Below are 22,007 nucleotides of genomic sequence, written 5' to 3' on the forward strand. Positions count from 1 at the left end.
CCGGAGGACCGGGCGGCCATTCTCCTGGAGCCATCAACGGCAGAAACCCCATCAGCCACACCCGGTCCTCCCGGACCGCCCAACATTCTTAAGGACCCCCATGTTCGACACCGTACGCGACGACCTGCGTGTCACCCTCGACGAGATCCGGGCCGCCGGCCTGCACAAGCCCGAGCGGGTCATCGGCACCCCGCAGTCCGCGACCGTCGACGTCACCGCCGGCGGCCGCCCCGGCGAGGTCCTCAACTTCTGCGCCAACAACTACCTGGGCCTCGCCGACCATCCCGAGGTCGTCGCCGCCGCCCACGCCGCGCTCGACCGCTGGGGCTACGGCATGGCCTCCGTCCGCTTCATCTGCGGCACCCAGGAGGTGCACAAGGAGCTGGAGGCCCGGCTCTCGGCCTTCCTCGGCCAGGAGGACACGATCCTGTACTCCTCCTGCTTCGACGCCAACGGCGGTGTCTTCGAGACGCTGCTCGGCGAGGAGGACGCGGTGATCTCCGACGCCCTCAACCACGCCTCCATCATCGACGGCATCCGCCTGTCCAAGGCCCGCCGCTTCCGCTACGCCAACCGCGACCTCGCCGACCTGGAGGCGAAGCTCAAGGAGGCGTCCGACGCCCGGCGCCGCCTGATCGTGACCGACGGCGTCTTCTCCATGGACGGCTATGTAGCGCCCCTGCGCGAGATCTGCGACCTCGCCGACCGCTACGACGCGATGGTCATGGTCGACGACTCGCACGCCGTCGGCTTCGTCGGCCCGACCGGCCGCGGCACCCCCGAACTGCACGGCGTCATGGACCGCGTCGACATCATCACCGGCACCCTCGGCAAGGCCCTCGGCGGCGCCTCCGGCGGCTATGTGGCCGCCCGCGCCGAGATCGTCGCCCTGCTGCGCCAGCGCTCGCGGCCGTACCTGTTCTCCAACACCCTCGCCCCGGTGATCGCCGCGGCCTCCCTGAAGGTCCTCGACCTGCTGGAGTCCGCCGACGACCTGCGGGTCCGGCTCGCCGAGAACACCGCGCTGTTCCGCCGCCGGATGACCGAGGAGGGCTTCGACATCCTCCCCGGCGACCACGCCATCGCCCCCGTGATGATCGGCGACGCGGCGCAGGCGGCCCGTCTGGCCGAGCTGCTGCTGGAGCGGGGCGTGTACGTGATCGGCTTCTCCTACCCGGTCGTCCCGCAGGGCCAGGCCCGCATCCGCGTCCAGCTGTCCGCCGCGCACTCGACGGACGACGTCAACCGAGCGGTCGGCGCGTTCGTCGCCGCCCGCGCCGAGCTGGCGGCCTGACCAGCGCGGATCCCCTGGGATAATGGGGGCATGATCGAGGCACGGCGGCTCCACATCCTCCGTGCGGTGGCCGACCACCGCACGGTCACCGCGGCGGCCGCCGCCCTCTATCTCACCCCCTCCGCCGTCTCCCAGCAGCTGACCGCCCTGGAGCAGGAGACCGGCCACCGCCTGGTCGAGCGCAGCGCCAAGGGTGTTCGGCTGACCCCGGCCGGGGAGATCCTGCTCAGCCACACCAACGCCGTCCTCGCCCAGCTGGAGCGGGCCGAGGCGGAGCTGGCGGCCTACGGCTCGGGCGAGGCGGGCACGGTCACCGTCGCCGCCTTCGCCACCGGCATCGCCCAGGTCGTGGCTCCGGCCGTGGCCCGGCTGGCGCACACCGCGCCCGGCATCCGCATCCGCGTCCAGGACGCCGAGGGCGACGCGAGCCTGCCCATGGTGCTGGACCGGCAGGTCGATGTGGCGGTCGCCGTGGAGTACCGCGGCGCCCCGCCCGCCGACGACCCCCGGCTCGCCCATGCCCCGCTGTACGCCGAGCCGTTCGACGCGGTCGTCCCCGTCGGCCACCGCCTCGCGGACGCCGCCGAGATCCCCCTCGCCGAGCTTGCCAAGGACACCTGGATCGGCCCGTACCCCGGCAACCCCTGCCACGACGTGGTCGTCCTCGCCTGCGAGCACGCCGGCTTCCAGCCCCGCCTGGAGCACTCCTCCGACGACTTCCGCGCCGTCGTGGCCCTCGCCTCGGCCGACGCCGGGGTGGCCCTCGTACCGCGCTCGGCCCTGAACGGGATGGACCTCACCGGCGTCGTCGTACGCCCCGTCGACGGCGTGGCACCCACGCGTCGTGTCTTCGCCGCCGTACGACGCGGTGCCGAGGGGCATCCGCTGATCCGGCCGGTGCTGGAGGCGCTGGGGCGGGCGGCGCAGCAGGCGTGAGGGTTCCGTAACCCATCTGTCTCGTATCAGGGATAGCGTTCCGGATATGAGAGCCCATGAGGATCCCCTCGACATCCGGCTCGGCGCCCGGCTGGCCCAGCTGCGCACCGGGCACGGCTGGTCCCTGGGGGAGTTGGCCGACCGCAGCGGAGTGAGCCGGTCCACCCTGTCGCGCGCCGAACGCGCGGAGATCAGCCCCACCGCCGCCATGCTGAACCGGCTGTGCCATGTCTACGGCCGCACCATGTCCCAGCTGCTCAGCGAGGTCGAGGCGGCACCCGAGCCGCTGGTCCGGGCCGCCGACCAGCGGATCTGGCAGGACCCGGGCTCGGGTTTCGTCCGGCGGGCGGTGTCCCCGCCGCACGCCGGACTCCGCGGCGAACTGGTCGAGGGCCGGTTGGCACCGGGCGCCGACATCGCCTACGACCGCCCGCCCGTGGCCGGGCTGGAACAGCATCTGTGGGTCCTCGACGGCGCGCTGGAGGTGACCGTCGGGGAACAGGCCCACCACCTCGACACCGGCGACTGCCTGCGGATGCGGGTCTTCGGCTCGGCCCGGTTCCGGTGCGGCGCGGCGGTCGAGGCGCGGTACGTGCTGGCGGTGGTGCGGCCGTGAGGGTGGAGCGCTGGAACGGCACACAGGTACGCGCGCGTGCCGGGGAGCTGGCGGAGCTGCTGGCCGACACCGTGGCCGGCGGCGCCTCGGTCGGCTTCCTCGCCCCGCTCGCGCGCGCGGAGGCCGCCGCCTGGTGGCGGGAGCGGGCGCAGGCTACGGCGGCCGGCCGGCTCGCCGTGTGGGCGGCCCTCGACGACAGTGACCGGCCGGCCGGCACCGTGAGCCTGGCCTGTCCCGACAAGCCGAACAGCCGCCACCGCGCGGAACTCGTGAAGCTGATGGTGCATCGCTCCGCGCGCGGACAGGGGCTCGGCCGCCGTCTCCTCGCCACCGCCGAGGCCGCCGCCGCTGCCGCCGGCATCACCCTGCTCCACCTCGACACCGAGACCGGCAGTCCCGCCGAGTACCTCTACCGCTCGGCCGGCTGGACCGAGGCCGGCACCATCCCCGACTACGCGGTCAGCCCGGCGGGCGAGCTGCGGCCCACGACGCTCTACTACAAGCGGCTGGGAGGGTGACTGTCAGTGGCAGGAGCTACGGTGCGTGGCATGCCGGACGCAGAAGACGTACGCCGTATCGCCCTGTCCCTGCCGGACACCACGGAGAAGGTCGCCTGGAGCATGCCCACGTTCCGGGTCGCCGGGAAGATGTTCGCGACCCTGCCCGAGGACGAGACGTCCATCGCCGTGCGCTGCCCCAAGGAGGAGCGCGACGAGCTGGTGACGGCCGAGCCGGGGAAGTTCTGGATCGCCGACCACGAGGCCCAGTTCGCGTGGGTCAGAGCCAGACTCGCCGCGCTGGAGGACGAGGGCGAGCTGCGTGACATCCTCGCCGACTCCTGGCGGCAGGCCGCCCCGCCCCGGCTCCTCGACGCCCACCCCGAGCTGGGGCTGCTGCCCGGGAGGTGAAAATCCCCGGTGGCCGGGGACCGGGTGGCATGATCCCGCGGCGGTGCGGCGGTAGAACTGCCCGCAGCTACGCGGGCCTCACGAACCGCTCGATCCGGTCCCGCAGGCTCGCCGGGTCCAGGCCGTGGGCGGCGATGTGCTCCTCGACGGTTCCGTAACGGCGTAGCTCACGGCGGCCGACGCCGAGGCCGAGAACCCGGTGCGGAACGTCGGACAGCGCCTCGCTCACCGCGCCCGCCGACGTCCCCGCGAGATACGGCTCGACCAGCACGACGTCGGTACCCGCGGCATCCGTCGCGCGGCGCAGCCCCGCCGCGTCGAAGGGCCGTACGGTCGTCGCGTACAGGACGGTCAGGTCCAGACCCTCCGTGGCGGCGAGGACGGCGTCCAGCACCGGACCGACCGCGACGACGACACCCGAGCGGCCCTCGCGGACCGTCAGGAAGTGCTTGCCGTCGGTCTCCCGGCCCTGCCGGTTGGCCTGCACGGAGAGCCGTACGTACACCCTGTCGTCGCCCGCGGCGACCGCGCGGCGCAGCAGCGTCTCGGCCTCGTCGGGATGCCCGGGCACATGCACGGTCCAGCCGTCCAGCGTGTCGAGCAGTGCCACGTCACCGGGAGCCATGTGCGTGAAGCCGCCGGCCGGCCAGTCGAAGGAGGCGGCGGCGCTCACCAGCACCGCCCCGGTGTCCTGGTGCCCCAGATCCAGCTTGACCTGCTCGAACGGCCGCTCCACGAGGAAGCTGGCGAAGGTGTGCACGACCGGCCGCAGCCCGGTGAGCGCCAGCCCCGCCGCCGCCCCGACCAGGAGCTGCTCGCGGATACCGACGTTGATCACCCGGCCCGGATGCCGGGCCATGGCCTCGCGGAAGCCGTCCTTGCCGATCTCGGCGAGGACCACCGTGACCCGGGGGTCCTCGTCCAGCAGCCGGGAGACGACGGGGGCGAAGCGGTCACGCATGGTGTCCATGAAGGGGTGGCCTTTCGGGAGAGCAGGTGAGGGTCGGGCGTTCTGCGGGCGGAGTCAGGCGTTCTTCGGTTCCACGCGGGCCACTACCGCGTGCGGCCGCCCGGGGTGCGGTGCGGTGAACGCGCCGTACAGGGCCGCGTGATCGCGCCCGTCGACGGTCACCGCGGACCAGCCCGCGGCCTCGAACCGGGCGGCGATCCCACCGGGCCGGGCGTGGCTGGCGGAGGAGTTGTCGACCACCACGGTGTGCAGCCGCTCCAGGCCGGCGGGCCCGGCGAAGGCGATCGCCTCGTGATTGCTGCCCTCGTCCAGCTCGGCGTCCCCGATCAGCACCCACACCGCGGGGTCGTGCAGCCCCTGCGCCCGCAGACCCAGCGCGCTGCCCACGGCGATCGGCAGCCCGTGCCCGAGCGACCCGCTGCCGATCTCGGCTCCCGGCACCAGCACCCGGTCCGGGTGATGCCCGAGCGGGGAGTCGTATGCCCCGAACCCGGGCAGCCACTCGACGGGCACGAAGCCCTTCGCGGCCAGCACCGCGTAATACGCCATGGGCCCGTGCCCCTTGCTCAGCAGGAACCGGTCCCGGCCCGGATCCTCCCGCCGTTCCGGCGTGACCCGGAGCACCTGGTCGTAGAGCACCCACAGCACGTCGAGCGTGGAGGTGGCCGCCGGGCCGTGCTTCTCGTCGCCCGTCATGAGACTCATCAGGCCGGGCAGGTCGTCGTAGCCGTACGTGCGGCTGTGGTCCCCTGTGATCGTCATGCCGTGATCGTGCAACCTCAACCGAGCTTGAGGTCAACCGGAAAAGCGATGCGCGACCACCGACCCGAGTGCGGTATTGTTTCCCTGCGCGTTTCGACCCGGGAAACCCCAGGTCAAACGGCACCGGGACGTGGCGCAGCTTGGTAGCGCACTTGACTGGGGGTCAAGGGGTCGCAGGTTCAAATCCTGTCGTCCCGACGGGAGCAATGCTCCGTAGTCGCAGGTCAAAGGGCCCTCTCACATCAGTGAGGGGGCCCTTGATCATGTTCGGGCTTTCGTGTCACATTTCGCCACAAGCACCGTGACGATTCGTCACAAACACCGGACAAAGGGAGCCCCGCTCTGCTCGCCCTCCACGGCGAACCCCGCGCCGGCTCCGCCGAACCCACGGCACCCGGCCTTCCGCAGCACCTGACGGGTCTCCTCGGCGTCCCTGGTCCCGGACCGTCCACAGCCGACGACCCAACCCAGTCCGCCTCGGCGGCCACCATTCACCCCACGGGCTACACCTGCCGCAGCGAGGCCAGGGGCAGCTACGCGCCGGTCGCCTTCAACGTCTCCCTCGACTCCTGCTCTCTCGGCAACGGAGGCTCCGGGGTCAGTCCCCAGGCCGGTATCCACAACCCGGGCAGTGTGCCGATCGACATCTGCGCGCACGCGGTCGACGTGAACACGGGGAAGTGGGCCTACGACTACGAGTGCGGGCTGGAACAGCAGCACGGGCTGGGACCGGAAGCCCAACAGGTGTCCGACGCCATGTGGCGCCCCATGGCATGAGAGAACCCCTTGGCCCTCATTCCGGAGGGTCAAGGGGTCGCGGGGTCAGATCCTGTCGGACGCGGGACGCGGGGTCGGGCGGGTGGGCTCGGTGTCCCGGTGTGACACCGCCAGGAAGGTCACGAAGCCCACGATCGCCGCCGTCCAGGACAGGGTGACCGGGCCCAGACCCCACTCCAGGCCGCCGCGCCTCGCCGGCAGGGCCATCCAGTCGGCGAGGGAGGCGCCGAGCGGGCGGGTGAGGACGTACGCCGTCCAGAACGCGGCCACCGCGCCCAGCAGTCCCGCGCGGTGGGCGAGCGCCGGGACGCAGATCGCCCCGGCGAAGAGGACCACCGAGCCGGCGTACCCGAGGCCGATGGTCGCGGTGAGGTCGCCCGCCGCCGTGCCCAGCGCGAACGTCGCGAGGACGGCGGCCCAGTAGTAGAACTCGCGGCGCCGGGTGCGGATGGAGTGGATGGACAGGGTGCGCTCGGTCGCGTACCAGAGCGCGAAGACGGCGGCCAGGGCGAGGAGGAACAGCGGGGTGGACAGGGTGTAGGGGACGCCGAGACCTACGTGGAGCACGTCCGCGGCCATCGTGCCGAACACGCTGACCATGACGATCGCCGTCCAGTAGATCCAGGCCACGTACCGGCGGACGGCGAACTGGAGCACCAGGGACGCCGCGAAGGCGAGACCGCCGAGCCCGACCGCCGGGACGGGGCCCAGCAGATGGGCCAGGAAGTCGGAGGCGGTCTCGCCCATGCCGGTGGTGAGGACCTTGATGATCCAGAAGTAGACGGTGACCTCCGGCACCTTCGTCGCGCTCTCGCGTATGCGCGCGCGGGTGTGCCCGCGAGGCCGGTCGTCCAGGACGTGCTCTGTGCTCATGGCCCGCACCTTGGCACGTCCAACTGCACTGTCCCCAGCCCCCTTTGCCATTGTTTTGGGGCTTCTGGTGCAGCTGTTGCCACGGGCGGCCGCGGACCTGAACGCAACCTGAACGCGTCGCGGAAAGCCCTGGTCGGCGGCCCGACCGGCCTGGTAGACAGGCGGGTCGGGTGCCGCCGGCCTCAGTACGTCAGGCCCACGTGGGCGAGCGCCTGCTTCAGCAGCACCCCGTGTCCGCCCGGCATCTCGCTCTGCACGGCCGGGGAGGCGGCCTCCTGCGGGCTGAACCAGACGAGGTCCAGCGCGTCCTGCCGGGGGCGGCAGTCGCCCGAGACCGGGACGATGTAGGCGAGGGACACCGCGTGCTGACGCGGATCGTGGTACGGCGTGATGCCCGCCGTCGGGAAGTACTCCGCGACGGTGAAGGGCTGCAGCGACGCCGGGACGCGGGGGAGCGCGACCGGGCCGAGGTCCTTCTCCAGATGGCGCAGCAGGGCGTCGCGGACCCGCTCGTGGTGCAGGACGCGGCCCGAGACCAGGGTCCGGCTGACCGTCCCCTCGGGGCCGATCCGCAGCAGCAGTCCGATGCTGGTGACTTCGCCGCTGTCGTCCACGCGCACGGGTACGGCCTCGACGTACAGGATCGGCATCCGGGCCCTGGCCATTTCCAGCTCGTCGGTGCTCAGCCAGCCGGGCGTGGTCTCGGTCATGTCAGACATTGCTTGATCATACTTTCCGGGTGGGGCGTTTGCCGGGGTCGTGGGCCGGGGCGTCGTCGCAGACGGGCACTCCGTAGAGGCGCCGGGCGTTGTCGCGGCCGGTCCAGGCCGCGATCCGCAGGGCGTCGGGCAGGCTCAACTCGTCCGCGTCGACGCGGGCTTGGAGCAGATCGGCGAGCCCCTGGCGGAAGCACAGGGCGCCGAGGTGATGGAATTCGGCCACTCCGTAGGCGTCGGAGCTGTACAGCAGTTTGCGGAACGGGGTGATCTCCAGCGCCTCCTCCAGCACGGCCCGGCAGCGGGCCGGCCCGGTGTGGTGCAGGGCGAGGCCCACGTCCAGGTACACCCGCTCGAACACCGCGGCCAGATAGGCGGCTTGGCGGTGGTACGGCCAGCAGTGCAGCAGCAGGACCGGGACCGTGCCGGAGACCAGGCGCAGCCAGTCGGTCAGCAGGGCCGGATCGGCGTGGTGCAGCCGCAGGTCGGCGTCCCCGAAACCGGTGTGCAGCTGCAGGGGCAGGCCGAGGTCCACGGCGGTCCACAGCAGGTGCCGCACCAGGACCGGGTCGCCGAGCCGGCCGCCGCCCGCGAGCCAGCGCCGGGCGGCCCCGGTCACCTCGTCGTCCGTCGGCCGGGCCGGGTCCAGGGCGAAGCCGGTGCGGTAGGCGGCCACCGACTTCACCGCGACCACGTCCGGCCGGCACACCGCCTCCTCGGCGGCCGCACGGAACGCGGTCGCGTACGCGTCCGGCTCGACACCCAGCCCGGCCACCGCCTCCGCCACCTGTTCCAGGCGTACGACCTCGTAGGCGGGGGCGCCGGCGGCCTCGGCCAGTTCGGCGGGCGAGGTGAGCGGGTGCGGGGCGTAGCCGGTGTCCACGAGGAACGCCCCGGCCCGCGCGGCGCGCAGGAAGCGGCGGTTGACCTCCTGCCAGCCCAGGGCCGAGCGGCGCGTCACGTAGTCGGCCGGCGGCGCGTGCCGGGGCAGGTCCAGCAGGGGGGCGCAGTGGCGGCGCACGGCCACACCGACGGGGCTGTCGAAGGGGGAGACACCGGGCCAGGCCTCGCCCTCGGTGAGGAGCGAGGCGAACTGCCCGGGGGCGAGGTCGGCCGTCACCGCGCCGTGGCAGTGGTGGTCCACCAACTCCAGCCCGGCGAGGGCCTCGTGGACCGGTCCCGGCGTGGTCATGGTCAGTACACCCAGCGGTAGGCCGCCGCCACCCGCGCGTCGTCCAGGCCCCGGACGGCCGCCGCTTCGCCGAGCCGTACGGCGCTCACCGCGTCCGCGAGGACCGGGCCCAGCGCCGCCCGCAGCACCCGGTCCGGGCGGAACTCCTCGACAGCCTGCGCCAGCGACTGCGGCAGCCGCCGTACGCCGTGGGCCACCGCCTCGTCCGGGCCGTACCGGGCCGGGTCGCCGGTGATCTCCTGCGGGAGGGCGAGGGACGAGTCGATCCCGTCGAGGCCGGCGGCGATGACGCAGCCGAGGGCGAGATAGGGGTTGGCGGCCAGGTCGACCGGTTTCACCTCCAGATTGGCGTCCTGCGCCCCGCGGCCCGCCGTGCCGGTGACCATCCGCAGCGCGGCCTCGCGGGTCTCCCGGCCCCAGGCGGTGAACACCCCGGCCCACTGCGACGGTCTCAGCCGCAGATAGCTGGCCGGGCTCGGCGCGGTGACCGCCGTCAGCGCGGGCAGCCGGGCCAGGATTCCGGCCGCGAAGGACTCCGCCTCGGGCGTCATGCCGTACCGGCGCTCCCCGCCCGCGTGCAGGTTCACCCCGTCGCGCCAGCAGGACAGGTGCAGATGGCCGCCGTTGCCGACGCCCTCGGCGGACACCGCGGGCGAGAACGAGACGCGCAGGCCGTGCCGCTGGGCGACCGCGCGGATCGTCTGCCGTACCAGTACGCTCCGGTCGGCCGCCGCAACCGGGTCCAGCGCGCCCACCGAAACCTCGAACTGCCCGGCGGCGTACTCCGGATGGAGCTGGTCGACGTCCACGCCCTGCGCGGCCAGCGCGGCCAGCAGGTCGGCGGTGCAGTCGCTCAGCTCCACCTGCCGGGTCCCGCCGTACGCCGGACCGGACACCGCCGGCACGAACTCCCCGGCCGGCGCCGAGCCGAGCCCGAACGCCCACTCCACCTCGATCGCCGCCTTGAACGCGAGGCCGTGCCGTTCGGCGGCGCCGGCGACGATCCGGCGCAGAAAGGTCCGGGCACAGCCGGGGTGCCGCTCGCCCTCCTGGGTGATCCGGTCCACCGGTGCCCACGCCCAGCCGCTCTGCCCGGCCAGTGCCACCAGCTGGTCCAGGTCCGGGTAGAGCCGGAGGTCACCGTCCGGGGAGCCGAGGACGTCGGTGGTGACGATGGAGTCGCCGGCCAGGAAGGTGTCGAACACCGGGGACATGCCGACGCCCCAGGACACCGCCGCCGCCAGCCGCGCTGTGGGGATCGTCTTCACCCGGCAGACGCCCGCGGTGTCCACGTAGGCCAGCACGATCCCGCGCACGTCCTGCGCGGTGAGGCGCGCGGTGAGTCCGGCGACCCGGCGCAGATCCTCCGGGCGTCCGCCGGGCACGGGGTCGGCAAGGGTGGTCATCCGTCCTCCTTCGCTGTCCGCGCGGTGCCGGTGTCAGGGTTTCACGGCCACCGCGCCGTACTGCGGCACCGCGGCGGCGGACGCCGCCCCGGCGCGCCACTGCGAGCAGGGCACCAGACCCGGTTCGACGAGCTCGAGGCCCTCGAGGAAGCCGGCGATCTCCGCGCGGCTGCGGGCGGTGATCGGCGGGGTGGCGTTGGCGTTCCAGAACTCCATCGCGGCCACGTTGCCCTCGCCGCCCACGTCACGGTCGTGGGTGGGGTGGGTGAGGACGAGGTGACTGCCCGGGGGCAGCGCCGCCATGAGGCGCCGCACGATGTCCCGGGCCTCGCCGGTGTCCAGGACGAAGTTCAGGATGCCGAGCATCATCAGCGCGACCGGCCGGGTCAGGTCCAGGGTGCCGGCGGCGCGCTGCAGGATGCCGTCCGGGTCGTGGACGTCGGCGTCGACGTAGTCCGTGACGCCCTCGGGGGAGCTGGTGAGCAGCGAGCGGGCGTGCACCAGCACGATCGGGTCGTTGTCGACGTACACGATCCGGGACTCCGGGGCGATCCGCTGCGCGATCTCGTGGGTGTTGTCCACGGTCGGCAGGCCGGTGCCGACGTCCAGGAACTGCCGTGTCCCGCGCTCGGCCGCGAGGAAGCGCACCGCCCTGACCAGGAACTCCCGGTCCGCGCGGGCCACCTCCCGGATCACCGGGAACATCCCGGCGACGTGCTCGCCGACCCGCTGGTCGATCTCGTAGTTGTCCTTGCCGCCGATCCAGTAGTTCCACACCCGGGCGTTGTGCGCCACGGAGGTGTTCGGCTTCCCCTGCCCGGCCGCCGGGGAGTGGCCCTCGGTCACGTCGCCGCCCTTCTCCGGTTCTCGGTGCTCGCCGTCATTGTGCCGCCCGTTGATCGCCCTGTCCCGGGAAACGCGCACCCCGGGCGGTCCCGGTCGGCTCCGGGCGGCCGTCGGGCCGCTTCGTGCATGCGGAACACTGGACCGGTACGCCGTCCCCGACCGGAAGCAGGACATGCCCGCCACGCCCGCGCCCCTTCTGAACGTCCCCGGCCTGCCCGCAGGCCCCGCCGACATCCGGCTGATCGTCACCGACATGGACGGCACGCTGCTGGACGACGCCAAGCGGATCCCCGACGGGCTGTGGCCGATGCTCGCCGAACTGCGCCGGCGCGGGGTGCTGTTCAGCCCGGCGAGTGGCCGCCAGTACGCCACGCTGGCGAGGCAGTTCGCGGATGTCGCCGAGGGCATGGTGTTCATAGCGGAGAACGGCACGTACGTGGTCCGCGACGGCGTGGAGCTGAGCTCCGACACGATGGACGGGTCCGTCGCCGCCGGGGTGGCCCGTACGGTACGGCGGCTGGTCGCGGAGGGCGTGGACGTCGGCGCCGTGGTGTGCGGCAAGCGGGCGGCGTACGTCGAGCGGACCGACGAGGCGTTCCTGGCGGAGGTCCGCAAGTACTACGTCGAGCACCGGATCGTCGAGGACGTCACCGCCGTCGACGACGACGTCATCAAGGTCGCGCTGTTCGACTTCGGGCCGGCCGAGCACTCCACCGCCCCGGCCCTCGACACGTTCACCGCCACCCACCAGGTCGTCGTCTCCGGCGAGCACTGGGTGGACGTCATGCACCGCACCGCGAACAAGGGCACCGCGCTGCGCGGCCTGCAGCGGGCCCTCGGCATCACGCCCGCGCAGACCATGGTCTTCGGCGACTACCTCAACGACCTGGAGATGCTCGACGCCGCCGACTGGTCGTTCGCGATGGCCAACGCCCACCCGGAGGTGGTCCGGCGCTCCCGCCACCTCGCGCCGTCCAACAACGACAACGGAGTGCTGCGGACCATCTCCCGCGTGCTCGGCCTGTAGCGGCCTCTGAGCGTCCCGTGGGCCGGTCCCCGGGCCGCGTGTGGCGGTGCCGCCAGAGCCAGGCCCCGATCCACCCGGTTTGCCGCCGCCGGCTGCAGGTGCGCACCCCCGGCGACGAAACCCGCCGGTACCAGCCCGCGATCCGGCCGAGCCCTGCCCGGGGGCAGGGTGCCGCCGTGCGCGGCGTACGGCGTGGGTCGGCCTCCTGGGCCGTGCTCAGCGAGGCCCCGGCCACCTGCCGCAGCATCGACACCGCGCTGACCGCCACCGGCCCGGGCACGGCGGCGCCGACGGCCGCGGGCCAGGGCACACCCACCCACAGCTGCCCGGCGTTCCAGCGGCCGATGCCGAACGGCTTGCGTCAGCACTGGGGCTTGCGGCCCACGGCTCCGTAACACGATCATGCCGCGCGGCGCAGACAGTCTTCGGCCACCTGTTCGTCCAGTGCGGCCCGCACCAACGCGGCGGCCAGGACAGCCGGTTCGGTGTCCCCGGCCCGCCGGGTCAGCTTCCGGGGGTCCTTGGGCAGCCCGAGCCGCTGCGCCCCGGCGAGCGCCTTGTCGTCCAGATAGGGCGCGATCTCGGGCCACACGCGCTGGGCCTCGCGCAGGAAGATGTCGGCGCCGGCCGGGCCGATGCCCGGCTCCTCCTGGAGCAGCCGTCTGAGTTCCCCGGTGTCGCCGTGCGCCTCCTCGTGCAGCCGGCGCAGGTCTCCGGCCCAGCGGTCCAGCAACAGCTCGGCGCCGTCGCCGAGTTGGGTGGCGGTGCGCTCGTCGTAGCGCCGGTAGCCGCCGCGGCCGAGCGCGTCCACCCGCTGTTGCCATGCGGCCTCGGCCATGCGGCGCGGGCTGTCCAGGTGGTCCTCGTGCAGGGCCTGCGCGGTGGCCACCGCGACCGAGGCGCGGATCCGGGCGCTGAGCAGCAGGGCCAGCACCAGCAGCCGGTACAGCGGCTGCGGGGTGTCCTTCAGTTTGATGCCGGCCTCCTCCGCGTACGTCTGCCCGTACGCGGACACCAGCTCGCGCAGGACCCGTTCGTCGCGGTTCATGGCCAGGTCCTCCCGGTCTACGGCTTGAGCGGGTCGTGGCCCATGGTCATCAGGCGGTGGCGGCGGGCGTCGTCCGCCGCCGTCTCGAGCTCCGGCTCGTCTTCCATGTCCACGAGGTCCCCGACCGTGTCGACGACCTTGTGCATCACACGGATGTCGTCGTCGGTGAGGTCGGTACGGCGTTTCTGGAGGATGGCGAGGACGTGCTGCCCGGTCGGCGTGCCCGCCTCCTCGGGCAGGGGCTCCGCCTCCTCGTCGGCGTCGCGGACCCGCAGCCAGGCGGCGAGCTCGGCGGAGGTCATGTTCACGACGCGGTGGAAGTCCTCCCACAGTGCTTCGGTTTCGAGGGCGTCGGCCATGGGTTTCCCCTTCCGTGCGGGGGTGTCGTGCTAGCTGGGGGCGTTCTCGCGCGGGTGGTTCTCGGCCTCGAACATCCAGCGCTGCTTCTCCAGGTCGGCCGTGACGGAGATCAGCAGGTCCTGGGTGACGGGGTCGGGCTTCTCCGTCGCCGCGATCCGTTCGCGCAGCCGGCCGACGGCCGCCCCGAGCACGGACACCATCAGTTCCACCACCTCGGTGTCGCGCAGCCAGCCGTCCTTGGTGCCGGGCAGCGCGAAGGCCGCGGCGAGGGTCTCGGGCCGGCCGTCCGGGGGCACGCCCAGCGCGGCGGCGCGTTCGGCGACCGTGTCGGAGTGGGCGCGTGCCGCCTCGACCACCTCGTCGAGCTGGAGGTGGATCGAACGGAACCGCGGGCCCACGACGTTCCAGTGCGCCTGCTTCCCGATCAGCGACAGTCCGAGCAGGTCCACCAGGGTCTCCTGCAGGGCGGTCCCGGTGACCCCGAGCGCCTCCTCGGGCAGCGTGCTCTTCACCACGGCCATGGTGTGTCCGTCCCCTTTCGTCGCAACTGTCTGGAGTCCTGCCGGTCCGAAGGGGCGGGTGCCCAGCGCCAAGAGGGGCAAAACAGGCCTGGTCAGCGGTTGAGTGCCGCGTCCAGGAAGCGGATCACCTCCGCGAAGGCCTCCTTCTTGCAGAACTCGTGGAACACCTCGTGCCGTGCCCCGGGGAAGACCCGCTCGGTCAGCCGGCCGCCGGCGAGCCGCTCCACGCCGGTCCGGCTGCCGGGCAGCGGCACCAGCCGGTCGTCGTCCCCGTGCAGCCACAGCAGCGGCAGGTCGCCCACGTTCCCGCCCTGGTCGACGGCCTCCAGGGTCCGGGCGAACGCCTCCAGCGTCGGCCGCTTCATCGGCCCGTGCCACACCAGCGGATCGGCCGCGTAGGCGGCGCCGACGGCCGGGTCCCGGGAGAGCGCGGCCGGGCTGACCGGGGTGTCCGGGATCTCCGGAAGGGCCAGCAGCCGCCCCGGCAGCTCCCAGGCGCCGATCACCGGCCCCGAAAGGACCAGCGCGCTCAGTTCGGCGCCGTACCGCTGGGCGTAGCGGGCGGCGACCAGTCCGCCCATGGAGTGGCCGACCAGGACGAGCGGCAGCCCGGGGTGCGCGGACCGGGCGAGGTCCGCCACCGCGTGCACATCGGTGACGACGTCCTCGAAGTCCTCGATCAGCACGCGTTCCCCGGCCGACCTGCCGTGGCCGACGTGATCGGGCCCGTACACGGCCGCCCCGTGGCCGGTGAGGACGGCGGCCGGCTCGTCGTACCGTCCCGCGTGCTCGCCGTATCCGTGCACGATCAGGGCCAGGTACCCAGGTGCCGGGTGCGGCCACTCGCGTACGGCGATCGAGCCGCGGGTGCCGTCGAGGGTGTGCTCGCGGACGTGGGGCATGTCTCCTCCGGTCTCCTTCGCCGACTCGCGGAAGGTCCGGGGGGATCTTCCCAGCGGGCCGGTCGGAGGTCTATAGTCCAAAACTAGCAGTGCTAATTAAGTGTCCCGTGTGGTCGCTGGTCCACAGCGTCGTGGATCAGTCGGAGGTCAGGAGTCCAAGCCGTGCGTCCCGTCCACTTCGCGGCCGCCCGCCGCACCCCCATCGGCAAGCTGCGCGGAGCCCTGTCCTGCGTCCGCCCCGACGACCTTGCAGCCGGCGTGATCCGCCACCTGGTGGCCGAGGTGCCCGGCCTCGACCCGGCCCGGATCGACGACGTCTACTGGGGTGCGGCCAACCAGGCCGGCGAGGACAACCGCAACGTGGCCCGCATGGCCGCGCTGCTCGCCGGGCTCCCCGACTCCGTCCCCGGCGCCACCGTCAACCGGCTGTGCGCCTCCGGACTCGAAGCGGTCACCACCGCCGCCCGCACCATCGCCGCCGGCGAGGCCGACATCGTGATCGCGGGCGGCTCCGAGTCGATGAGCCGCGCCCCCTTCGTACTGCCCCGCCCCGACGAGGCCCTGCCCCAGCGCATCGAGACGTACGACACCCGCCTCGGCTGGCGCCTGGTCAACCCCGCGATGAAGGAGCTGCACGGCCTGCTGTCCATGGGCGAGACCGCCGAGGAGGTCGCCGAGCGGTACGGCATCTCCCGCGAGCGGCAGGACGCCTTCGCCCTGCGCAGCCATCAACGGGCCGCCGCCGCACGCAAGAACGGTCACTTCGACGACGAACTCCTGCCCGTGCGGCGCCCGGACGGGGTCGTGGTCGAGCAGGACGAGTGCGTCCGCGTGGACACCTCACTGGAGAAGCTGGCCCGCCTCAAGCCGGTCTTCCGCCCGGGCGGCACGGTCACGGCGGGCAACGCCTCGCCGATGAACGACGGCGCGGCCGGACTGCTGCTGGTCAGCGAGGAGGCCCTGAACGAACTGGGTCTTGAGTCCCTGGGCCGCTATGTCGCGGGCGCCTCCGCCGGGGTCCACCCCGATGTGATGGGCATCGGCCCGGTCCCCGCCACCCGCAAGGCGCTGGCCCGGGCCGGCTGGGACGTCGCCGACCTGCAGGAGGCCGAGTTCAACGAGGCGTTCGCCGCACAGGCCCTCGCCTGCGTCGACCAGCTGGGCATCGACCCGGACCTGGTGAACCCGGCCGGCGGCGCCATCGCCCTCGGCCACCCCCTCGGCTGCTCGGGCGCCCGCATCCTCACGACGCTGCTGCACCGGATGCGGCGCACGGGCGCCGGGCGGGGGCTGGCGACCATGTGCGTGGGCGTGGGGCAGGGGAGCGCGGTGCTGGTCGAGCGGCACTAGCGCTTTTCCGACGGGGGATCTGGTCAGTCGAGCCGCAGCAAGGAAACGGAGCAGTACCCCATGGCAACCCTGTCCGTCGCCGCCATCCTCGCCGAGAACGCCCGGCGTCGCCCCGAGAAGACGGCGCTCGTCGAAGACGATCTACGGCTGACGTTCGCGGAGGTGTGGCGCAGGGCCCTGGCCCGGGCGGGCGTGCTCACCGGCCTCGGCGTACGCCCCGGTGACCGGGTGGCGTTGATGGCCCCCAACACCGCGGAGTTCCCGGTCGCCTACTACGCGATCGCCGCGGCGGGCGGCGTCGTCGTACCCGTGCACCTGCTGCTGTCGGCCGGCGAGGTCGAGCACGTGCTCAAGGACAGCGGGGCGACCCTGCTGCTGGTGCACCCGGCGCAGGCGGAGACCGGACGGGCCGCCGCCGGCGCCCTGGGCGTCCGGACCGTGACCCTGGGCGAGGAGTTCGACGAACTCGCGGACGGCGCCGAGCCGCTGCCGTCGTACGTCACCCGTGCCGTCGACGACCCGGCGGTGATCTTCTACACGAGCGGCACGACCGGCGTCCCGAAGGGCGCCGTGCTCAGTCACTTCAACATCGTGATGAACGCGACCGTCAACGCCTTCGACGCCAACGACATCCGGACCGACGACATCGCCCTCGGCGCGCTCCCGCTGTTCCACGCCTTCGGTCAGACGGTGTCGCTCAACTCCACCTGGCGGGCGGGCGCCACGCTCGTACTGCTGCCCCGCTTCGACGCGGCCCGCGCCATCGAGCTGATGGTGAAGGAGGGCGTGAACACCTTCCACGGCGTGCCGACCATGTTCGTCGCCCTCGCGGCGGCGGCCCGGGACGCCGAGCTGCTCCCGGAACTGCGCGTGTGCGTCTCCGGCGGCGCCTCGCTGCCCGTCGCCGTACTGGAGCGGTTCGAGGCCGCCTTCGGCGCGAGGATCTACGAGGGGTACGGGCTGTCGGAGACCTCCCCGACGGCCACCGTCAACCAGCCCGTCTTCGGCACCAGGTCCGGCACCATCGGCCACCCGCTGTGGGGCGTCGACGTGGAGATCGCCCGCGCCGAGGCCGAGGACCGCATCGAGCTGCTGCCGCACGGCGAGCTGGGCGAGGTCGTCATCCGCGGCCACAACGTCTTCACCGGCTACCTCGGCCGCCCCGAGGCAACGGCCGAGGCCCTGGTCGACGGCTGGTTCCGCACCGGCGACCTCGGCACCAAGGACGACGAGGGCTTCCTCAGGATCGTCGACCGCAAGAAGGACGTCATCATCCGCGGCGGCTACAACGTGTACCCGCGGGAGGTGGAGGAGGTCCTGATGCGCCACCCGGGCATCGCGCAGGTCGCGGTCATCGGCCTGCCCGACGACCTGCACGGCGAGGAGGTCTGCGCCGTCGTCGTCCCGGCACCGGGCACCGGACCCGACGCCGCCGCGATCACCGAGTGGTCCAGGGAACACCTCGGCCGGCACAAGTACCCGAGGCGTGTGGAGTTCACGGACGCGATGCCGCTCGGGCCCAGCCTGAAGGTGCTGAAGCGGGAACTCCGGGCGCGGTACACGGACCGGTCATGACGGGCGACGGGGGTCACCTGCCGAGACGGTCCTTACGCCGGGGGCTTGTCCGGACATAACATCGGTCCCCGCATGAACACGATGACGCTCTGGCACATGTCCGGCTGGGGGTTCGCGGCGCTCGCCGTCGCGGCCCTGCTCGTCGGCTTCTCCAAGACCGCCGTGAGTGGGGCCAACACGGTGAGCCTCGCGATCTTCGCGGCGGTCCTGCCGGCCCGCGCCTCCACCGGCGTACTGCTGCCCGTCCTGATCGCCGGTGACGTGCTCGCCGTCCTCACCTACCGGCGGCACGCCCACTGGCCCACCCTGTGGCGGCTGTTCCCGGCCGTCGCGGCCGGTGTGGTGGCCGGCACGCTGTTCCTGATGTGGGCCGACGACGGGGTCGTACGGACCTCGATCGGCGCGATCCTGCTGCTGATGGCCGGTGTCACCCTGTGGCGGCGGCGCCGCGAGAACGGCGGGGCAGGGGGCGCGCCGGACGCGGTGACCACCCGGGCGGGTCGCGCCAAGGCCCGCTCGTACGGCGTCCTCGGCGGGTTCACCACGATGGTCGCCAACGCGGGCGGCCCGGTGATGTCGCTGTACCTGCTGTCAGCGGGCTTCCGGAAGCTGGGCTTCCTCGGCACGTCGGCGTTCTTCTTCCTCATCGTGAACGTCTCGAAGGTGCCGTTCAGTGTGGGTCTCGGCCTGATCGACGGCCGTTCGCTGCTCCTCGACGCCGCACTCGCGGTGTTCGTCGTGCCGGGTGCGTTGTTCGGCAAGTGGGCTGTGAACAGGATCAACCAGCGGCTCTTCGAACAACTCGTGATCGCGGCGACGATCGTGGGCGGAGCGCAGCTGCTGCTGCGTTAGCGCTCCGTGTCCTCGGCCGCCCCCAGCAGCGCCGGCAGGTCCGCGAACGAGTCCAGGACGTGGTCGGGGGTGCCGCTCGCGCCCTCCAGTGTCTCCTGCTGGAACTTCCCCGTCCGCACCAGCACCCCGGTGAGCCCGGCCCGTTGGGCCGCGAGCACGTCCGACTCCACGTCGTCGCCCACCATCAGTGCCTGCCCGGCGCCGGCTCCGAGCCGGGCCAGCGCCGCCTCGAAGAACGCCCGGGAGGGCTTGCCCGTCACCTCCGCCTCGACTCGGGCCGCCTGTTCGAGACCGGGCAGGAAGGCCCCCGAGTCCAGTTGCAGCCCGGACTCGGTCCGCCAGTACAGGTTGCGGTGCATGGCGACCAGTCGAGCACCCCGCTGGAGGTGCCCGAAGGCCCGGTTGAGCGCCGCGTAGTCGAACTCCGGCCCGGCACCGCCGAACACGACCACCTCGGGATCGTCGTCCACGAGCGTGACGTCACCGAGGTCCTCCGCGATGTCCCCGCTGTTGAGCAGCGCGCAGCGGGCGCCAGGGTAGTGCTCGGCCAGGTGGGCGGCGGTGACGGAGGGCGCGGTGAGGACGTCCTCGGCCGCCACCTCGAAACCCGCCTCGCCCAGGGTCCCGGCGATCGACGCCCGGGTCCGGGACGTCGTGTTCGTCACCAGCGCCACACCGAGCCCGGCCGCGCGGATCCTTCGCAGCGCCCCCACCGCACCCGGCAGCGGCTTCCAGGAGACGGTGAGGACACCGTCGATGTCGATCAGCACGGCACGCACGGATTCCATGACTTCCACGACCTCCACGACCTCGGTGGTCTCTGTGACTGACCTCCATGACCGAGACCGTAGCGACCCGGACGCCGCACCGGCCCGTACGACCTCGTACCCTCACCCCTATGCCCGCTGTACCCGCGCACGTCCTGGTCCTCGGCGGCACCACCGAGGCCCGCCGCCTCGCCGCCGACCTCGCCGCCCGGCCCGGCGTCCGGGTCACCACGTCCTTGGCGGGCCGTGTCGCCCGCCCGGGAGCCGTGGCGGGCGAGGTACGGATCGGCGGCTTCGGCGGCGCGCAGGGCCTGGCCGACTGGCTGCGCGCCCACCACGTGGACGCTCTGGTGGACGCCACCCACCCCTTCGCCGAGGCCATCACGGCCCACGCGGCCCACGCGGCGGCGGCCACCGGAGTGCCGGCCGTGGTGCTGCGCCGCCCCGGCTGGCACCCGGGCCCCGGCGACCGCTGGTACGACGTCCCGTCCCTGGCCGGGGCCGCCGAGGCGCTGCCCGGTCTCGGCCGCAGGGCGTTCCTCAGCACCGGACGCCTGGGCCTCGCCGCGTTCGCCCATCTGACGGACCTGCACTTCGTCATACGGTCGGTCGAGCCACCCGAGCCGCCCCTGCCGCCGGACACCGAAGTGGTCCTGGCCCGCGGCCCGTTCACGGTCGCCGACGAGACCGAGCTGCTGCGGGGGCACCGCATCGAGGTCCTCGTGACCAAGGACAGCGGTGCCGAGGCGACGGCCGCGAAGCTGACGGCAGCCCGGCGACTGGGCCTGCCCGTGATCGTCGTGCACCGCCCTGCGCTGCCGCAGGGTGTGACGGCGGTGCCGGACGTGGCGGGCGCACTGGAGTGGCTGGGCCTCGGCCCGGCGTGACGACGAGGCGGCCGGGGGAAGGACTCAGCTGTCGCCGGGGTTTCTGCGCAACAGGTACGTGTCCATGATCCAGCCCTTGCGCTCGCGCGCCTCCGCCCGCACCTGCTCGATGCGCGGACCGGCCTCGCCGATCGGGCCGGAGACGAGGATCTCGTCCGGGGTGCCGATGTACGCGCCCCAGTAGATGTCGATGTCCTCCCCGGCGTACCGCCGGAAGGCCTGGTGGGCGTCCAGCATCACGACCACGTCGTCGACGCCCTCGGGGAAGCCCTCGGCCAGCCGCCGCCCGGTGGTGATCTGCACCGGCCGGGCCACCCGGTTCAGTCCCGTGCGATGCCGGGCGACCAGCGCGGAGACACTGCTGATGCCGGGGATGACGTCGTACGCGAACTCCACCGCGCCGCGCTCCAGCACCTCCTGCAGAATCCCGAGCGTGCTGTCGTACAGCGCCGGATCGCCCCATACCAGGAAGGCGCCGGTGCCGTCCTCACCCAGTTCCTCGGTGATCAGCCGCTCGTAGATCCCGGCCCGCGCGCTGCGCCAGTCCTCCACGGCCGGTGAGTACGCCGGCCCGCCCGCCCTCCGGTCCCGCTCCGGGTCACGGGCCTCCACCACCCGGTAGGACCCACCGGGCAGATGCGCCTCCAGCATGTCCCGGCGGAGCTGGGTGAGATCGCTCTTCACCTCGCCCTTGTCGAGGAGGAAGAACACGTCCGTGCTCCGCAGCGCCCTGACCGCCTGCAGGGTCAGCTGGTCGGGGTCGCCCGCGCCGATACCGATGACATGAATCTTTCGCACGCCCCGAGTCTGCCGCATGCCGCCGGCAGCGGGTGCGGCGCCTCCGCACGCCGGGCCCCGGCCGCCCGCACCAGGACACGTATCAGGAGCGGAGCCGGGGCGCCTCGGCTGGCGCGTCCACCGGGCGGCCTGTGCTCTCCACGCGCCCCGCCAGTTCCCGCGCCCACCGGGTGAGCCCGGCGAGATCGATCCCGTACGGCCGGTCCTCGCCCTGTTCCGTCTCCCACTGCCCGAGCGCCCCGGCGCCCCGCCGCAGCAGACGCGCACCCCCGACGGCGTTGCCGCGGGCCGCGTGGGTGAGCCCGACCGCCAGCTGTGCCAGGCCCCGCCACAGCGCGCGCTCCTCGTCCGGCCCCGACTTCCAGGCGTCCTCGAACACCTCGTGCGCGTGGAACGGCTTGCCCGTGTCCAGCAGTTCCTGAGCCTGAGCGACCGTCTCGTCCGGCGCCCGTACGACCCCCTCCGGCTGCCGGGGGACGCCCTGCGCGCCGTAGGGCAGTGGGCGTCCGAGCCCGTCCCGGGGCCGGGCGTTGCGCGCCCGCCCCTGCACGTCCCGGTCCCTGGCATCCGATGCGCCCGCACTCGTCATACGGCCGATTGTCCCCCGCCTCCCGCCACGTCGTC

At 73.0% G+C, this 22,007-nt stretch carries 26 protein-coding genes and 1 tRNA gene; 13 read left to right on the forward strand and 14 right to left on the reverse strand.

Features of this window, described 5'->3' with window-relative positions:
- The first annotated feature begins 100 nt into the window (after positions 1-100).
- From ACZ7GZ_RS14310 to ACZ7GZ_RS14330, 5 genes are read left to right on the forward strand one after another with little or no spacing between them, the layout of a single operon-like run.
- Complete coding sequence (locus ACZ7GZ_RS14310) at positions 101-1,294, forward strand: glycine C-acetyltransferase (RefSeq protein WP_471024099.1); 1,194 nt, start codon at positions 101-103, stop codon at positions 1,292-1,294.
- Between the two features lie 30 nt (positions 1,295-1,324).
- Positions 1,325-2,230, forward strand: a complete 906-nt coding sequence (locus ACZ7GZ_RS14315) for a LysR family transcriptional regulator (RefSeq protein WP_471024100.1) — start codon at positions 1,325-1,327, stop codon at positions 2,228-2,230.
- A gap of 46 nt (positions 2,231-2,276) precedes the next feature.
- Positions 2,277-2,846, forward strand: a complete 570-nt coding sequence (locus tag ACZ7GZ_RS14320) for a helix-turn-helix domain-containing protein (protein ID WP_471024102.1) — start codon at positions 2,277-2,279, stop codon at positions 2,844-2,846.
- Between the two features lie 2 nt (positions 2,847-2,848).
- Positions 2,849-3,364: a GNAT family N-acetyltransferase gene (locus tag ACZ7GZ_RS14325; protein WP_471024371.1), complete on the forward strand. Its 516-nt coding sequence runs from the start codon at positions 2,849-2,851 to the stop codon at positions 3,362-3,364.
- 30 nt (positions 3,365-3,394) lie between these two features.
- Positions 3,395-3,754 (forward strand): MmcQ/YjbR family DNA-binding protein, encoded by a 360-nt coding sequence (locus tag ACZ7GZ_RS14330; RefSeq protein WP_471024104.1) that lies wholly within the window; start codon positions 3,395-3,397, stop codon positions 3,752-3,754.
- 67 nt (positions 3,755-3,821) lie between these two features.
- On the opposite strand, the gene ACZ7GZ_RS14335 is transcribed toward ACZ7GZ_RS14330, so the two are convergent.
- Positions 3,822-4,724 carry a transketolase family protein gene (locus ACZ7GZ_RS14335; RefSeq protein WP_471024106.1) on the reverse strand — a complete coding sequence of 301 codons (903 nt, stop codon included), beginning with the start codon at positions 4,722-4,724 and terminating at the stop codon, positions 3,822-3,824.
- A 54-nt stretch (positions 4,725-4,778) separates the two neighbouring features.
- On the reverse strand, positions 4,779-5,486 hold the full coding sequence (locus ACZ7GZ_RS14340) for a transketolase (protein WP_471024107.1): 708 nt from the start codon (positions 5,484-5,486) through the stop codon (positions 4,779-4,781).
- A 124-nt stretch (positions 5,487-5,610) separates the two neighbouring features.
- Here ACZ7GZ_RS14340 and ACZ7GZ_RS14345 point away from each other — a divergent pair.
- Both ACZ7GZ_RS14345 and ACZ7GZ_RS14350 read left to right on the forward strand, forming a co-directional pair.
- A tRNA-Pro gene (locus tag ACZ7GZ_RS14345) sits at positions 5,611-5,684 on the forward strand.
- Positions 5,685-6,119: 435 nt separating this feature from the next.
- A complete protein-coding gene (locus tag ACZ7GZ_RS14350; RefSeq protein ID WP_471024109.1) occupies positions 6,120-6,263 on the forward strand; it encodes a hypothetical protein in 144 nt (47 codons plus the stop codon).
- A gap of 45 nt (positions 6,264-6,308) precedes the next feature.
- On the opposite strand, the gene ACZ7GZ_RS14355 is transcribed toward ACZ7GZ_RS14350, so the two are convergent.
- From ACZ7GZ_RS14355 to ACZ7GZ_RS14375, 5 genes are all read right to left on the reverse strand, one after another.
- Entirely contained in the window at positions 6,309-7,136 is an 828-nt protein-coding gene (locus tag ACZ7GZ_RS14355; protein ID WP_471024110.1) for a COG4705 family protein, read from the reverse strand.
- Positions 7,137-7,318: 182 nt separating this feature from the next.
- A complete protein-coding gene (locus ACZ7GZ_RS14360) occupies positions 7,319-7,855 on the reverse strand; it encodes an NUDIX hydrolase family protein (protein ID WP_471024112.1) in 537 nt (178 codons plus the stop codon).
- A 7-nt stretch (positions 7,856-7,862) separates the two neighbouring features.
- Complete coding sequence (locus ACZ7GZ_RS14365) at positions 7,863-9,044, reverse strand: amidohydrolase family protein (RefSeq protein WP_471024113.1); 1,182 nt, start codon at positions 9,042-9,044, stop codon at positions 7,863-7,865.
- 2 nt (positions 9,045-9,046) lie between these two features.
- Complete coding sequence (locus tag ACZ7GZ_RS14370; protein WP_471024115.1) at positions 9,047-10,450, reverse strand: type I glutamate--ammonia ligase; 1,404 nt, start codon at positions 10,448-10,450, stop codon at positions 9,047-9,049.
- Positions 10,451-10,483: 33 nt separating this feature from the next.
- Positions 10,484-11,296 carry an SAM-dependent methyltransferase gene (locus tag ACZ7GZ_RS14375; protein WP_471024373.1) on the reverse strand — a complete coding sequence of 271 codons (813 nt, stop codon included), beginning with the start codon at positions 11,294-11,296 and terminating at the stop codon, positions 10,484-10,486.
- A 172-nt stretch (positions 11,297-11,468) separates the two neighbouring features.
- On the opposite strand from ACZ7GZ_RS14375, the gene ACZ7GZ_RS14380 reads away from it, so the two are divergent.
- A complete protein-coding gene (locus tag ACZ7GZ_RS14380) occupies positions 11,469-12,323 on the forward strand; it encodes a Cof-type HAD-IIB family hydrolase (RefSeq protein WP_471024117.1) in 855 nt (284 codons plus the stop codon).
- A gap of 176 nt (positions 12,324-12,499) precedes the next feature.
- Positions 12,500-12,718 carry a hypothetical protein gene (locus tag ACZ7GZ_RS14385; RefSeq protein ID WP_471024119.1) on the forward strand — a complete coding sequence of 73 codons (219 nt, stop codon included), beginning with the start codon at positions 12,500-12,502 and terminating at the stop codon, positions 12,716-12,718.
- Positions 12,719-12,723: 5 nt separating this feature from the next.
- Here ACZ7GZ_RS14385 and ACZ7GZ_RS14390 read toward each other — a convergent pair whose 3' ends face one another.
- The 4 genes from ACZ7GZ_RS14390 to ACZ7GZ_RS14405 all read right to left on the reverse strand — a co-directional run bounded on the left by ACZ7GZ_RS14390 (position 12,724) and on the right by ACZ7GZ_RS14405 (position 15,154).
- Positions 12,724-13,371 (reverse strand): endonuclease, encoded by a 648-nt coding sequence (locus tag ACZ7GZ_RS14390; protein ID WP_471024120.1) that lies wholly within the window; start codon positions 13,369-13,371, stop codon positions 12,724-12,726.
- Between the two features lie 17 nt (positions 13,372-13,388).
- The gene (locus tag ACZ7GZ_RS14395) at positions 13,389-13,730 is read right to left on the reverse strand and encodes a DUF3140 domain-containing protein (RefSeq protein WP_471024122.1); all 342 of its coding nucleotides are present in this window, start codon (positions 13,728-13,730) and stop codon (positions 13,389-13,391) included.
- 30 nt (positions 13,731-13,760) lie between these two features.
- The gene (locus ACZ7GZ_RS14400; protein WP_471024124.1) at positions 13,761-14,252 is read right to left on the reverse strand and encodes a Dps family protein; all 492 of its coding nucleotides are present in this window, start codon (positions 14,250-14,252) and stop codon (positions 13,761-13,763) included.
- A gap of 92 nt (positions 14,253-14,344) precedes the next feature.
- Positions 14,345-15,154: an alpha/beta hydrolase gene (locus tag ACZ7GZ_RS14405; protein ID WP_471024126.1), complete on the reverse strand. Its 810-nt coding sequence runs from the start codon at positions 15,152-15,154 to the stop codon at positions 14,345-14,347.
- A gap of 162 nt (positions 15,155-15,316) precedes the next feature.
- Between ACZ7GZ_RS14405 and ACZ7GZ_RS14410 the strand changes: the two genes are divergently transcribed.
- The 3 genes from ACZ7GZ_RS14410 (at position 15,317) to ACZ7GZ_RS14420 (ending at position 18,931) form a co-directional block, all read left to right on the forward strand.
- On the forward strand, positions 15,317-16,504 hold the full coding sequence (locus ACZ7GZ_RS14410) for a thiolase family protein (RefSeq protein WP_471024127.1): 1,188 nt from the start codon (positions 15,317-15,319) through the stop codon (positions 16,502-16,504).
- A 60-nt stretch (positions 16,505-16,564) separates the two neighbouring features.
- Positions 16,565-18,079, forward strand: a complete 1,515-nt coding sequence (locus ACZ7GZ_RS14415; RefSeq protein WP_471024128.1) for a long-chain-fatty-acid--CoA ligase — start codon at positions 16,565-16,567, stop codon at positions 18,077-18,079.
- 72 nt (positions 18,080-18,151) lie between these two features.
- The gene (locus ACZ7GZ_RS14420; protein ID WP_471024130.1) at positions 18,152-18,931 is read left to right on the forward strand and encodes a sulfite exporter TauE/SafE family protein; all 780 of its coding nucleotides are present in this window, start codon (positions 18,152-18,154) and stop codon (positions 18,929-18,931) included.
- On the opposite strand, the gene ACZ7GZ_RS14425 is transcribed toward ACZ7GZ_RS14420, so the two are convergent.
- Entirely contained in the window at positions 18,928-19,719 is a 792-nt protein-coding gene (locus tag ACZ7GZ_RS14425; protein WP_471024132.1) for an HAD-IIA family hydrolase, read from the reverse strand. The two genes, ACZ7GZ_RS14420 and ACZ7GZ_RS14425, sit on opposite strands and share 4 nt — an antisense overlap.
- Before the next feature lie 110 nt (positions 19,720-19,829).
- Here ACZ7GZ_RS14425 and ACZ7GZ_RS14430 point away from each other — a divergent pair, with 110 nt between their 5' ends.
- Positions 19,830-20,585, forward strand: a complete 756-nt coding sequence (locus tag ACZ7GZ_RS14430; RefSeq protein ID WP_471024133.1) for a cobalt-precorrin-6A reductase — start codon at positions 19,830-19,832, stop codon at positions 20,583-20,585.
- A 24-nt stretch (positions 20,586-20,609) separates the two neighbouring features.
- Here the strand turns inward: ACZ7GZ_RS14430 and cobF are convergent, their stop codons facing one another.
- Positions 20,610-21,383: a precorrin-6A synthase (deacetylating) gene (cobF, locus tag ACZ7GZ_RS14435; RefSeq protein ID WP_471024135.1), complete on the reverse strand. Its 774-nt coding sequence runs from the start codon at positions 21,381-21,383 to the stop codon at positions 20,610-20,612.
- A gap of 82 nt (positions 21,384-21,465) precedes the next feature.
- Entirely contained in the window at positions 21,466-21,972 is a 507-nt protein-coding gene (locus tag ACZ7GZ_RS14440; protein ID WP_471024136.1) for a DUF309 domain-containing protein, read from the reverse strand.
- Positions 21,973-22,007 lie beyond the last annotated feature (35 nt).

Source organism: Streptomyces sp. NPDC037288, from assembly GCF_055603265.1.

Bases quoted from the DNA above. Each gene is read 5' to 3' on its own strand.
- ACZ7GZ_RS14310 (WP_471024099.1), top strand. From the start codon at position 101: ATGTTCGACACCGTACGCGACGACCTGCGTGTCACCCTCGACGAGATC.
- ACZ7GZ_RS14315 (WP_471024100.1), top strand. From the start codon at position 1,325: ATGATCGAGGCACGGCGGCTCCACATCCTCCGTGCGGTGGCCGACCAC.
- ACZ7GZ_RS14320 (WP_471024102.1), top strand. From the start codon at position 2,277: ATGAGAGCCCATGAGGATCCCCTCGACATCCGGCTCGGCGCCCGGCTG.
- ACZ7GZ_RS14330 (WP_471024104.1), top strand. From the start codon at position 3,395: ATGCCGGACGCAGAAGACGTACGCCGTATCGCCCTGTCCCTGCCGGAC.
- ACZ7GZ_RS14335 (WP_471024106.1), bottom strand. From the start codon at position 4,724: ATGGACACCATGCGTGACCGCTTCGCCCCCGTCGTCTCCCGGCTGCTG.
- ACZ7GZ_RS14340 (WP_471024107.1), bottom strand. From the start codon at position 5,486: ATGACGATCACAGGGGACCACAGCCGCACGTACGGCTACGACGACCTG.
- ACZ7GZ_RS14355 (WP_471024110.1), bottom strand. From the start codon at position 7,136: ATGAGCACAGAGCACGTCCTGGACGACCGGCCTCGCGGGCACACCCGC.
- ACZ7GZ_RS14360 (WP_471024112.1), bottom strand. From the start codon at position 7,855: ATGTCTGACATGACCGAGACCACGCCCGGCTGGCTGAGCACCGACGAG.
- ACZ7GZ_RS14365 (WP_471024113.1), bottom strand. From the start codon at position 9,044: ATGACCACGCCGGGACCGGTCCACGAGGCCCTCGCCGGGCTGGAGTTG.
- ACZ7GZ_RS14370 (WP_471024115.1), bottom strand. From the start codon at position 10,450: ATGACCACCCTTGCCGACCCCGTGCCCGGCGGACGCCCGGAGGATCTG.
- ACZ7GZ_RS14380 (WP_471024117.1), top strand. From the start codon at position 11,469: ATGCCCGCCACGCCCGCGCCCCTTCTGAACGTCCCCGGCCTGCCCGCA.
- ACZ7GZ_RS14390 (WP_471024120.1), bottom strand. From the start codon at position 13,371: ATGAACCGCGACGAACGGGTCCTGCGCGAGCTGGTGTCCGCGTACGGG.
- ACZ7GZ_RS14395 (WP_471024122.1), bottom strand. From the start codon at position 13,730: ATGGCCGACGCCCTCGAAACCGAAGCACTGTGGGAGGACTTCCACCGC.
- ACZ7GZ_RS14400 (WP_471024124.1), bottom strand. From the start codon at position 14,252: ATGGCCGTGGTGAAGAGCACGCTGCCCGAGGAGGCGCTCGGGGTCACC.
- ACZ7GZ_RS14405 (WP_471024126.1), bottom strand. From the start codon at position 15,154: ATGCCCCACGTCCGCGAGCACACCCTCGACGGCACCCGCGGCTCGATC.
- ACZ7GZ_RS14415 (WP_471024128.1), top strand. From the start codon at position 16,565: ATGGCAACCCTGTCCGTCGCCGCCATCCTCGCCGAGAACGCCCGGCGT.
- ACZ7GZ_RS14420 (WP_471024130.1), top strand. From the start codon at position 18,152: ATGAACACGATGACGCTCTGGCACATGTCCGGCTGGGGGTTCGCGGCG.
- ACZ7GZ_RS14425 (WP_471024132.1), bottom strand. From the start codon at position 19,719: ATGGAATCCGTGCGTGCCGTGCTGATCGACATCGACGGTGTCCTCACC.
- ACZ7GZ_RS14430 (WP_471024133.1), top strand. From the start codon at position 19,830: ATGCCCGCTGTACCCGCGCACGTCCTGGTCCTCGGCGGCACCACCGAG.
- ACZ7GZ_RS14440 (WP_471024136.1), bottom strand. From the start codon at position 21,972: ATGACGAGTGCGGGCGCATCGGATGCCAGGGACCGGGACGTGCAGGGG.